We start from the raw sequence: 11,491 nt of genomic DNA, 5'->3' as shown, positions 1-11,491 counted from the left end.
GATTCAGCAACCTCAGTCTGGCCTCAGACCCGGTCGCTATCCACTCCCCATGGAATCTTCGCTGCGCTCGCAATGACAGCGAAAGGTCCGCCATCGCATCTTCCAATCTACATTTCCAATCGCAGACGTGTGCAGTCTCGGTTTCGCGGCCTAGCCGCGTGATGGGAATGCAGTCCTGTTTGACTGCGGGCACATGAGTCCAAAGACGCATGCCGCCGATGTCCCCAACAGTAGTTCCCCGGAATGTGCTTTGGCGCCAGTTTTGCATAGTGGTCGGGAAAGTTGCTGGGGGAGCGAATCGCTATTTCTCCACGTCTGCCGCGGTTCGTGGCGGACGAATAGCGGCGCTTGCGCCCCGCGGCGGACACCGACCCGCGGAGACGAAGGAATGTTTGCAAGACATTGTGCCGCGCTCGTGCTTGGCGTGATCACGCTCGCCACGTCGGCGTTCGCGCGCGACGACGGGCGTTATGCCCATTCGCCGCTCAAGCCCTGGTTCGAGAGCCTGCACAGCCAATACGGGCAATGCTGCTCGGACGCCGACGGCTACGTCATCGCCGACGTCGATTGGGAATCCGACAACGGCCATTATCGCGTGCACATCGACGACGAATGGGTCGTGGTGCCTGACGGTGCCGTCATCACCGAGCCGAACAAGATCGGCAGGACCATGGTGTGGAAGCACTATGTCGACGGCCATCCGCGCGTCCGCTGCTTCATGCCGGGCAGCATGACGTGAGCATGGAACGCGCGGTGATGCGTCGTTTCCGGGGTGACGCGGGAACGCGGACCCCGGAATCCGGAGAAATGAGGTGAGAGTCGGGATCGCGATTCGCGAGCCGCGGAATGAAAGCGTGTGAGTTAGCGCTGCTCGCTCGTCGCGGTCGCGCTCGCGAGCATCTTGACGCGCGGCGACAGCACGGCGATCTGCGCAGGCGAGGCGGGCATGCCTTGGACGGTTAGCGTCGGCGTGGAGGTCTGCTCCTGAACGTCGGCGGCGCCGAGCACCTGGACCTGCGTGGCCGAAATCGGAAATGACTTCACTTCGTAGGAGGGAAGCTCGCCGGCAAATGCTCCGGCAGTGCTGGCGATCGTCATGCCGGCAACGGCAATCATCGAAAGAATCCGCATACCTATTCTCCTTGGGAAGATAACCAATCGGAGGATTGGTCGCGATGACACCGGTGCAGGTTCGCAGATCTGCCAAACGTGAGCCAAGATATTTGGTTGCGCATACGAAGCGCGACGAAGCGATTCAGAAACGCTCCGCCGTTATGTTTCAGGACTGTTTCGTGAAGCCGCTCGCGAGCGAACAGGCTTCGGCTTCATCATGCGTTCCGCGCCAAGTCTCTACTTTTCGCACCGTCATGTCGGCATGAGGTCATCGCAATCCCTCACGGGAAGTCTCGCATCAGCGTCCCCGCAACGCCGCCATGCGGATGTCGGACGGCGTCGCTCCAAAGGCGCGTCGGAAGGTCCGGTTGAAATAGGAGATGTCGGAGAAGCCGCACTCGAAGGCGATCGCGCTGATCGTATGTGACGCAAATGCAGGATCGCGCAGCATCTGCAATCCGCGCTCGAGCCGGCGAGCGAGCAGGAATTCCGAGAACGTGGTGCCGTCGCGCTCGAACAGCTTCTGGACGTAGCGCGGTGTCACGCCGTGCCGCAAGGCCAGCGCCGCAACCGAGAGATCGCCGTCGCCGAGATGCTTGCGGATCTCCGCCTTGATCGATTGCAGCCGCGCGGCTGCAACACCGCGTTGCTGCGCCTCATGCGCCGCATCGGCATTGGCGCCGATCGCAAGCGCAGCGAGATCGACGATGTGGTTCGCTGCGACCTTCGCCAGTCCGACATCGTCGAGCGGGCCATTCTCATACAAGGTCTGCACGTAGCGGATCAGGAGCCGTAGCGCGCCGTTCTCGGCGGAGATCTGTCGCGCATAGGCCGCGCCGAGATCCGGGACCAGGGCCGAGACCTCCGGCCGTGGCAGCACGATGGTGATAAAGCTGCCGAAGCTGTGCATCGTGTTCGCGGATGGATCAGTACCCGATATCACCGAAGCGCTGCCGGGCCGGCCGATGATTTCGCGACCGAGTTGCTGTGTCGTGGCGGCTCCACTCATCAGCATGGACAATGCGAAGCCGTCCCTCGCACGGGCAAGGTGTTGCCGCGTGACGTGATAATGCGCAGGCGATCGCGATCCCGAGACCAACCCGACGCCGGGTAGGCCCTGGAACGTCACGCTGGCATGAAATGGTTGGTCGCTGATGGTCTCGATGTCGACGTTGGCGATGTTGCGGCCGTATATCTCGCGCCACATCGAAAGACGCTGGCGGGCCGGAAATGCATCAGTCGATGCCTGAACGGGAGAGAAGGACGGAGGAGGCGAGGTCATGCTGCATAGTCGTGATCTACCGTCCGGCAGTTCGATGGCTTGGCCGCGTTGATAACGAATTCCGGCGCCATTTCAATCGCGATGGTCAGTGTGGCCGCAATACATCGTTTGTCACCAAAGCGTCAGATGAGTTCGCATCAGTCCCAACCAGTTCTCTCCAGTCCGAGCACGTGACGGCCTCGTGCGGATAGCTGTTCGCTCTCGCGTTGACGTTGACGCGATCGAAGCTGATTCTGGAGGAGTTGGAATGAGGTTGGGGCTCGGGATTCGCAAGGCGCTGCTGACGACGACGGCGGTCGCCGCGTTTGCTGCGTGTGGCGACACATCCGTCATGGCCGGCGATACCGAGGCCCTGCTCTCGCTGCTTGCCAGCAAGGGCGTGATCTCATCGAGCGAGGCGAGGGCGGTTACCTCCGCGCCACCTGCCGAGCAGGGCGATCGCCTGGCGGCAATCCTGCGCAAGAAGGGGGGTGCTTGCCGACGGCGACATGCAGGCGCTGAAATCGAGGACGCGGCCGGTGAGCGTGGCCGCAACGGACGCCCGCCCAGCCGCGGCGTCCGTCGTGCCGCCGCCGGCCGCGACGCCTGCCGGCTCTGCGCCGATGCCGCGCAAGGCGGCGGCGTTCGAGGTCGGCGGCTTCGAGATCGCGCCCGTCGGCTACCTCGCTTTGACGGGCGTCAGCCGCAATACAAATACCGGCAATGCGACCACGACCAATTTCGGCGCGATTCCGTTCAACAACACCGTCAGCGGCAACAACACCGAGACGCGGCTGTCGGCGCAGAACACCGTGCTCGGTCTGCGCGCGCACGGCAACATCAGGGGTGTCGATCTCACCGGCTATTTCGAGGGCGATTTCAACGGCAACGACCCGGCGAACACGTTCGTCAATTCGAACAGCCACACCTTTCGGATGCGGCTAGCCTATGCCGACGTGAAGGCGGGCCAGTTCGAGACGAGTTTTGGCCAGACCTATAGCTGGCTGACGCCGAACCGCCACGGCATGGGTCCCGATCCCTCGGACATTTTTCTGACCAACAATATCGACCAGAGTTTCCAGGTCGGCCTACCCTGGGCGCGCCAGGCGGCGGCGCACTTCGCGTGGCACGCGACACCGAATTTCACCATCGGTGCCGGTATCGAAAATCCGCAGCAGTACGTTGGTAGCAACGAGGTGGTCTACCCGTTCGCTTTCAATGCGCAACTCGGCAATCAGTTCGACACCGGCGCAATTCCCGGCACGCCGAACCGGATGCCGGATGTGGTCGCCAAGGCAGCCTACGACAGCGACGTATGGTCCGGGACGCGGCTGCATCTCGAGGCAGCCGGCATGTGGCGGCATTTCCGGGCGAACAGCCTGGAGCAGAGTATCTCAAATTGGGTCTGGCACGATACGAATGGCTGGGCGGCAACGGTTGCGGGCAATCTCGAATTCTTCAAGACCTTTGCACTCGTGGGCAACGCGTTCTGGAGCGATGGCGGTGGCCGTTACCTTGGAGCGCTCGGCCCTGACCTCGTGCCGACAGTGACCGGTAGCGGCCCGGCGACGTACTCTGCCGCGCTTTCGACGGTTCGCTCGTACGGCTATCTTGCTGGCTTCGAGTGGCGCGTGCTGCAGCCAACAGTCCTGTCGGCCTATTACGGTCAGGCGTTCTTCGAGAACAACTACTTCCTGGATCCCACCAACCCGTCGCCCAATCGCTATGCCGGCTTCGGCTATCCGCAATCGTCGAATGCCGCCAACAAGCAGATCGAACAGTGGACGCTTGATCTCAAGCACACCTTCTGGGCTGACCCGCAATACGGCGCTATCACGGGCCTTGCGCAATACTCCTATCTGCGGCGTGAGCCCTGGTTCGTAGCCAACGGCGCGCCGCCTGAGGCGCATACGCACCTGTTCTTCACCGAACTGCGCTACCAACTCCCCGGCAATTAGGCGAAATACGAGGATGAGACCAATGATCAAGCATGTAATTGCCCTCGCTTCGCTGTTGGGCCTGATCGCCGGCCAAGCCGTGGCGGCCGATCTCGCGGCGGTGCCCTATGCGCAGGTCGCGACTGTCGCACCATGGACCGGATTCCATGTCGGCGTCGCCGGCGGCTGGGGTCGCGGAACCTCGCGCCATGAGCAGACAAACTTCACGTTCGGCGGCGGCTTTGGTGATTCCGGGGATTTCGGTCAGACCGGGTGGATCGCCGGTGCCACGGTTGGATACGATTGGCAGTTCGGCTCATTCGTCGTGGGCGTCGAGGGTGACCTCTCGGCGGCCGACATCGACGGCAATACGTCGAAAGGTGGTTGCGCAGGTCCAATTCCGTGCCGGACGAGAATCACGTGGCTGCATACGGGCCGCGGCCGTGTGGGTGTGGCATTCGGCCAGTTCATGCCCTACATCACCGGCGGCATTGCTTTCGCCGGACTCAAGGCCAACAATTTTGTCGCAGAGAACTCCCAGACGGATGGTGTGCGGGGCGCGGTGGTTGGCGGCGGCCTGGAATGGATGTTCCTGCCGCAATGGTCGGCGAAGGCGGAGTATCTCTTCATCCCCTCGTTCACGACGACGACGCCGTCGGATTTGTACGGCACGCTGACCGAACGCAATGTCAGCCTGGTGCGGTTCGGCGTGAACTACCATTTCGGCTCGGACGGACCAGTGACGGCGCGATACTGATTGCAAGACGCGCAGGCCTGACTCGTATTGAAATGCCGGTAGCAAAATCTTGCTGCCGGCATTTCGCTCGATTGAGCAATCGTCCGAGACGGAACAGATTCGGACCGGCTCGATTATCCGACTTGCGGCAACTTTTTGTGCGTGCCTGCAATGGCCGCGCATTTCGAGCGGGACTTAACTGCTTGTCGTCCGTTACCTGTCGCAGCGTACGGGTCCGAACAGGATGGCTGTCGAGACGGAACTGAAATTCCGCGTGCCGGTGCGCCATTGCAAGGCATTGGCGAACGGGCGCATGGCTGGCGGCAAGATCGGACCGCGATCCGAGAACGATCTGGTGTCGACCTACTTCGATACCAGAAAATACAAGCTGAAACGGCATGGCCTCACGCTTCGCGTGCGTGATGACGGTGATAAGCACATCCAGACCGTCAAATCGGCCAACGGTGCGCAATTCGGCCGCGGCGAATGGGAGACGGAGATCAAAAACGGTGCGCCGAACCTCGACAAGGTGCAGGGCACTCCGCTCGAGCCGTTTGCATCTGGGAAGTTGCGTCGCAAGCTGAAGCCCGTGTTCGAGACATCGGTGCACCGCATCACGTTGCCGCTTCGTACCAGGAGAAGTGAGATCGAACTCGCCATCGATCGCGGACATATTGTCGCTGCGCAACGCTCCAGCCCGGTCGAGGAGCTTGAACTGGAACTCAAGAGCGGCCGGCTCGTCGATTTGTTCCGCGTCGCAAGGTCGATCGAACGGAAATCGCAAGCCGAACTCGATCTGCGATCGAAATCGGATCGCGGTTATGCTCTGGCGCGCGGCGAGGAACATCCGGTTCTGTCCGCCGAAAGTATCGCCTTGAATGCCGATCTGAGGGCCGGCGAAGCCTTCCGGACCATCGGTCGCGCGACGGCACGCCATTTCTCGGGCAATGCCGACGCTGTCCGCAATGGCGATCCGGAAGGAATCCACCAGATGCGAGTGGGATTGCGCCGCCTGCGCGCGGCCATCTCATTGTTCTCGAACATCCTGTCCGGGACGGGCACGAACAGGATCAAGCAGGAACTGAAGTGGCTGACCAACGAACTCGCGCCCGCGCGTGAGCTCGATGTCTTCGTGACGGAGAATATCGAGCCTGCCACGCGCGATCTGTTGCTGCGCAGGGGCGGCAAGGCCATCAAGAAAGAGTTCCGTGCCAGGCGCGAGCGCGCCTTCGCGCGCGCAAGAGAAGCCGTCAATGCGCCGCGCTACCGGTCCCTGCTGGTCGATACGCTGCAATGGATCGAGGCCGACCAAACGATTGCGACAAAAGATGCCAAGGCGCCGATCGGCAAATTCGCCGGCAACCTGCTGCATCGCCGCATCAGGAAGCTGCGCAAGCAGGGTCGGCATCTCGACGAGATGTCTGCCCGGGAACGGCACAAGCTGCGCATCAGGGCCAAGAAGATCAGATATGCGCTCGAGTTCTTCGAAAGTCTTTTTCAGTCCAGGCGCGAACGGAAGCAGATGGCAGGGCTGTCCAGGCATCTGAAGAAGATTCAAAACGCGCTTGGCTCGCTCAACGATTTCGTCGCGCATCGCGACTTGGCTGTCGACGCAGCGCTCAAGGCGCGGGCGTCACGCCATGAAGGGCGCGCGCGTGCATTTGCTTCGGGCGTGGTACTCGGCCGGGAGGATCAGGCGGTCAAGCCGCTGGTGAAGGTTGCGGAAAGGGAAGTGCGGGGGTTGGAGCCGATCAGCGGATGAACTGGTTCGGCACTGCGCGGGCGCGCGTCGGCTATTCGGTTGGCTCCTCGCTGGTCTACCTGACCGGCGGTGTCGCCTACGGCAATGTCAGGACCACCCTTGTCGACACCAACAATTTCGGTCTGTTCGTGTTTGCCCACACCAGCCAGCTCCAGGAGCACATCTTCCGCTCCGGGCTGAACTATCATTTCAACACGCCGGTGGTGGCGAAATACTGAGACGACGCCATCGCGCATCCTGACTGCGCCTCGGACAGAGGTACGGTCGCGAGCCGATCACGCGCCGAGTTTGGACTCGCGTACCGTCGCGTCCGGCCTCTCGCGCAAGTCGGGATTGAGCGCGAGCCCGAGGCCGGGACCGCGCGGCGCCGACACCATGCCGTTGCGGACGACGGGAAGCTCCGTCACGAGATCGCGATACCAGGTGGAGAGGGTCGCGCGGACGACCTCCTGGAAGATCGCGGTTGGCGCATGGAGGGCGAGATGCAGGCCCGCCATCAGCGCAACCGGGCCGGTGCAATCGTGCGGCGCGACCGGCTTGTTGTAGGCCTCTGCAAGTGCCGCGATCTTGCGCGCCTCGCTCAGGCCCCCGCACCAGGCGATGTCGAGCATCACCACGTCGAGCGCTTCCGACGCAAGCAGGTTGCGGAAGCTTGCGGCACCCGCAAGCGTCTCGCTGCCGCATATCGGCGTCTTCACCCGGCGCCTGAGATCGGCGAGGCCCTGCGCGTCGTCCATCTTGCAGAGCGGATCCTCAACCCAGAACACGCCGTAATCTTCGAGCGCGCGGCAGATGCGTTCGGCGGTGTGGGCACCCCACAGGCTGTGCAGCTCGCACATGATGTCGATGCGGTTGCCGACGGCAGCGCGGATCTTGCGGAACGGCTCGAGGCCGGTCTTGAGATCGGTCAGCGTGATCGAGTGGCCACCATTGGCGGCGAAGGGATCGAATGGCCAGATCTTCATCGCGCCGTAGCCTTCACTCACGAGGCTCTCGGCGAGCGCGCCGGCGTCGCGCATGAAGGCAATCTGGTCGTCATAGGGGCCGAGTGCGGCATCGTCAGCGCCGATCTCGCGGCGTTTCGCGCTCTTGGTATTGTAGGCATAACCCGCGCAGGTGTTGTAGGCGCGAATCTCCAGCCGGCTCGCGCCGCCGAGCGCTTCGTGCACGGGAATGCCGTGGCGCTGGCCCTTGATATCCCACAGCGCGATGTCGATGGCGCTCGCCGCGCGGACCTCTGCGCTGACGCTGTGAAAGCCGAGATAGGGCGTTAGCAACTGGCGGGAGATTGCCTCGATCCGCCGGGAGTCTTGGCCGAGCACCAGGGGCGCCGCAAGCTCATGCACGGCTGCCTCGACCGCCTGCGCTCCGCGAAAGCTCTCACCGAGGCCGGTAAGCCCTTCGTCGGTCTCGACCTCGACCCAGATCAAGTTCGGCCGCTCGTCGATGCGGATGGTGCGCAAGGCGGTGATACGGGACATTGAGAGTCCTCTTGATTGTTGCTGTCCTGTCGCCGGCGCGACGCGGCGGTGTCACGTCACGGGCGCGGGATTGAACAGCGTGAGGTCGTTGTGGATGCCCCAGCGGTCCGACCATGGCTTGGTGCGCCCGCTGGCGACGTCGAGGATCAGGCGGAACAGGTCCCAGCCGGTTTCCTCGATGGTCTTCTCGCCGGTGGCGATGCGCCCCGCATCGAAGTCGATCAGGTCCTTCCAGCGCCGCGCAAGCTCGCTGCGCGTCGCGACCTTGATCACGGGGGCGGCGGCGAGGCCGTAGGGCGTGCCGCGGCCGGTGGTGAACACCTGCAGGGTCATGCCGGAGGCGAGCTGAAGCGTGCCGCAGATGAAGTCGGAGGCGGGCGTTGCCGCGAACAGCATGCCCTTCTGCGTCGCCTTCTCGCCGGGCGAGAGCACGCCTGCGATCGCACTCGAACCGGACTTGACGACCGAGCCGAGTGCCTTCTCGACGATGTTGGCAAGGCCGCCCTTTTTATTGCCGGGCGAGGTGTTGGCGCTGCGGTCGGCGCCGCCGCGGGCGAGGTAAGAGTCGTACCAGGCCATCTCGCGCACCAGCGCGCGGCCGACGTCCTCATTGATGGCACGGCGGGTGAGGAGCTGGATGGCGTCGCGCACCTCGGTGACTTCCGAGAACATCACGGTGGCGCCGGCGCGCACCAACAGATCCGCGGCGTAGCCGACGGCAGGATTGGCGGTGACGCCGGAGAATGCGTCGCTGCCGCCGCATTGCAGGCCGATGACGAGATCGGAGGCGGGGCACGTCTCGCGCTTGCGGGTGTTGAGGATTTTCAGGCGCGCCTCGGCCTGCGTCATGATCGCACCGACGATCGCACCGAAGCCGTCGAAGGCTTCATCCTGCATGCGCACGATGGCGTCGTTTACGCCCTCTGGCACCAGCCGCTCGGGCGCAAGCTTCTCGCAACCCAGGCTAATAACGAGAATCTCGCCGCCGAAATTCGGGTTCAGCGCAAGGTTTTGCAGCGTGCGGATCGGCACGACAGCGTCCGGCGCGGCGATGGCGACACCGCAGCCATAGGCGTGGGTGAGGGGAACGACGTCGTCGACGTTTGGGTATTTGGGCAACAGCTCGGCGCGGATGCGCTTCACCGCATATTCCATCGTGCCCTTGACGCATTGCACGGAGGAGGAGATGCCCAGAATGTTCTTGGTGCCAACCGATCCGTCCGGATTGCGATAGCCTTCGAAGGTATAGCCTTCGAGCGGGGGAAGCGGAGCGGGGACGGCGGTCGAGATTTCCAGCCTGTCGAGCGCAGGGGCTTCCGGCATGCGGATGCGCGCCTCATCGACCCATTCGCCGGCTGATATCGGCGAGAGAGCGTAGCCGATCACCTCGCCATAGCGGACGATTGGCGCGTCTTGCGCGATATCGACCAGCGCCGTCTTGTGGCCTTGCGGCACGAAGGCGCGCAGCGTCAGCCCGCAGGCAAAGCGGGAGCCGGCGGGGAGCCCGAAATCATTGACCACGATCGCGACATTGTCGCGCTCGTTGAGCTTGACGTAGAGAGGCTGTTCTTTCGCTGCGACTGACTGGTCCATCTGCTCTTGCCTCATGAACTGAAATCGTAGGGTGGGCAAAGGCGCGACGCGCCGTGCCCACCATGCTTCACCCCGAACATAAGCGGTGGGCAAGCTTCGCTTTGCCCACCCTGCGACGATGGCCTATCAGCCAGGGAACGTGTAGCCGGTCTTCACCGTGGTGTAGAACTCGCGGGCGTACGAACCCTGCTCGCGCGCGCCGTAGCTCGAGCCCTTCCGGCCACCGAACGGCACGTGATAGTCGACGCCAGCGGTCGGCAGGTTGACCATCACCATGCCGGACTCGCTGTTGCGCTTGTAGTGCGTGGCGTATTTCAGGCTGGTGGTGCAGATGCCGGAGGCGAGGCCGAACTCGGTGTCGTTGGAGATCGCCAGGGCCTCCTCGTAGTTCTTGGCGCGGATGACGGCGGCGACGGGGCCGAAGATTTCCTCACGCGCGATGCGCATGTTGTTGTTGGCCTCGGTGAATAGCGCCGGCTGGAGGTAATGGCCGGGCGTCTCGCGCTTGAGCAGCTCGCCGCCCCAGGCGAGCTTGGCGCCTTCGTCCTGGCCGATCTTGATATAGCGCAGGTCCTGATCGAGCTGGCTCTGATCGACCACCGGGCCGATATGGACACCAGCCTTGAGTGCGTCGTCTACCGACAGGCCGTTCAGGCGCTCGGCCACCGCCGCGACGAAGCGGTCGTGGATACCTTCGGTGACGATCAGGCGCGAGGAGGCCGTGCAGCGCTGGCCGGTCGAGAAATAGGCGCCGTTGACGGCGACCTCGACGGCGGTCTTGAGATCGGCGTCGTCGAGCACGACCAGCGGATTCTTGCCGCCCATCTCGAGCTGGAATTTCTTCATGGGGTTGGAGAGCACGCAGGCCTGCGCGATCTTGCGTCCCGTCTGCACCGAGCCGGTGAAGGAGATCGCGGCGACGTCCGGATGATCGAGCAGCGTCTGGCCGACCACGGAGCCGGAGCCGACGACGAGGTTGAACACGCCTGCCGGAATGCCGGAGCGGGTGATGATCTCGGACAACGCATGGCCGGAGCCCGGCACGAGTTCAGCGGGCTTGAACACGACCGTGTTGCCGTAGCAGAGCGCGGGCGCGATCTTCCAGGCGGGGATCGCGATCGGGAAGTTCCAGGGCGTGATCATGCCGATGACGCCGACGGGCTCGCGGGTGATCTCGACCTCGAGGCCGGGACGGACAGAAGCGCCTTTCTCGCCGATCAGGCGCAGCGCTTCACCGGCGAAGAACGCGAAGATCTGGCCGGCGCGGGCGACCTCGCCGATGCCTTCGGGCAGGGTCTTGCCTTCCTCGCGGGCGAGCAGGCGGCCAAGCTCTTCCTTGCGGGCGAGGATTTCGGTCGAGATCTTGGTCAGCGCGTCATAGCGCTCCTGCGGCGTCGAGTGCGCCCAGGCCGGGAAGGCGGCCTTGGCAGCCGCAATCGCTTTCTCGGTCTGCGCCTTGTCGGCCTTGGCATATTCGCCGACCACGTCGTTGGTGTTGGAGGGGTTGATGTTTTTGGTGATGCCGGAGCCGTCGACCCATTCACCGCCAATGAAATTCTTCAGGATCGCAGTCATCTTTTTCCTCCATACTTAAGGGGCATGATCCTC

At 63.3% G+C, this 11,491-nt stretch carries 10 protein-coding genes; 5 read left to right on the top strand and 5 right to left on the bottom strand.

Annotated features, from left to right (window positions below; translation table 11 throughout):
• The first annotated feature begins 388 nt into the window (after positions 1 to 388).
• Entirely contained in the window at positions 389 to 739 is a 351-nt protein-coding gene (locus SO139_RS37525; RefSeq protein WP_498541605.1) for a hypothetical protein, read from the top strand.
• A gap of 122 nt (positions 740 to 861) precedes the next feature.
• Here the strand turns inward: SO139_RS37525 and SO139_RS37520 are convergent, their stop codons facing one another.
• Both SO139_RS37520 and SO139_RS37515 read right to left on the bottom strand, forming a co-directional pair.
• Positions 862 to 1,131 carry a hypothetical protein gene (locus SO139_RS37520; RefSeq protein ID WP_498541604.1) on the bottom strand — a complete coding sequence of 90 codons (270 nt, stop codon included), beginning with the start codon at positions 1,129 to 1,131 and terminating at the stop codon, positions 862 to 864.
• A gap of 280 nt (positions 1,132 to 1,411) precedes the next feature.
• Positions 1,412 to 2,395: an AraC family transcriptional regulator gene (locus SO139_RS37515; RefSeq protein ID WP_498541603.1), complete on the bottom strand. Its 984-nt coding sequence runs from the start codon at positions 2,393 to 2,395 to the stop codon at positions 1,412 to 1,414.
• Positions 2,396 to 2,865: 470 nt separating this feature from the next.
• Here SO139_RS37515 and SO139_RS37510 point away from each other — a divergent pair, with 470 nt between their 5' ends.
• From SO139_RS37510 to SO139_RS37495, 4 genes are all read left to right on the top strand, one after another.
• Complete coding sequence (locus SO139_RS37510) at positions 2,866 to 4,332, top strand: hypothetical protein (protein WP_498541602.1); 1,467 nt, start codon at positions 2,866 to 2,868, stop codon at positions 4,330 to 4,332.
• Between the two features lie 22 nt (positions 4,333 to 4,354).
• On the top strand, positions 4,355 to 5,068 hold the full coding sequence (locus SO139_RS37505) for an outer membrane protein (protein ID WP_498541601.1): 714 nt from the start codon (positions 4,355 to 4,357) through the stop codon (positions 5,066 to 5,068).
• A 223-nt stretch (positions 5,069 to 5,291) separates the two neighbouring features.
• Entirely contained in the window at positions 5,292 to 6,809 is a 1,518-nt protein-coding gene (locus SO139_RS37500) for a CYTH and CHAD domain-containing protein (protein ID WP_498541600.1), read from the top strand.
• Entirely contained in the window at positions 6,806 to 7,027 is a 222-nt protein-coding gene (locus tag SO139_RS37495; protein WP_498541599.1) for a hypothetical protein, read from the top strand. Before SO139_RS37500 ends, SO139_RS37495 begins: the two co-directional genes overlap by 4 nt.
• A gap of 57 nt (positions 7,028 to 7,084) precedes the next feature.
• Here the strand turns inward: SO139_RS37495 and SO139_RS37490 are convergent, their stop codons facing one another.
• The 3 genes from SO139_RS37490 to SO139_RS37480 form a co-directional block, all read right to left on the bottom strand.
• Positions 7,085 to 8,290 (bottom strand): mandelate racemase/muconate lactonizing enzyme family protein, encoded by a 1,206-nt coding sequence (locus tag SO139_RS37490; RefSeq protein WP_498541598.1) that lies wholly within the window; start codon positions 8,288 to 8,290, stop codon positions 7,085 to 7,087.
• A 51-nt stretch (positions 8,291 to 8,341) separates the two neighbouring features.
• Positions 8,342 to 9,883, bottom strand: a complete 1,542-nt coding sequence (gene garD, locus SO139_RS37485; protein ID WP_498541606.1) for a galactarate dehydratase — start codon at positions 9,881 to 9,883, stop codon at positions 8,342 to 8,344.
• Between the two features lie 126 nt (positions 9,884 to 10,009).
• Positions 10,010 to 11,458, bottom strand: a complete 1,449-nt coding sequence (locus tag SO139_RS37480; protein WP_498541597.1) for an aldehyde dehydrogenase family protein — start codon at positions 11,456 to 11,458, stop codon at positions 10,010 to 10,012.
• Positions 11,459 to 11,491: the final 33 nt, after the last annotated feature.

This window comes from Bradyrhizobium sp. UFLA05-89 (assembly GCF_059803475.1).
Note: the sequence above shows the minus strand (reverse complement) of the source record. Positions and strands in the feature narration are given on the sequence as shown.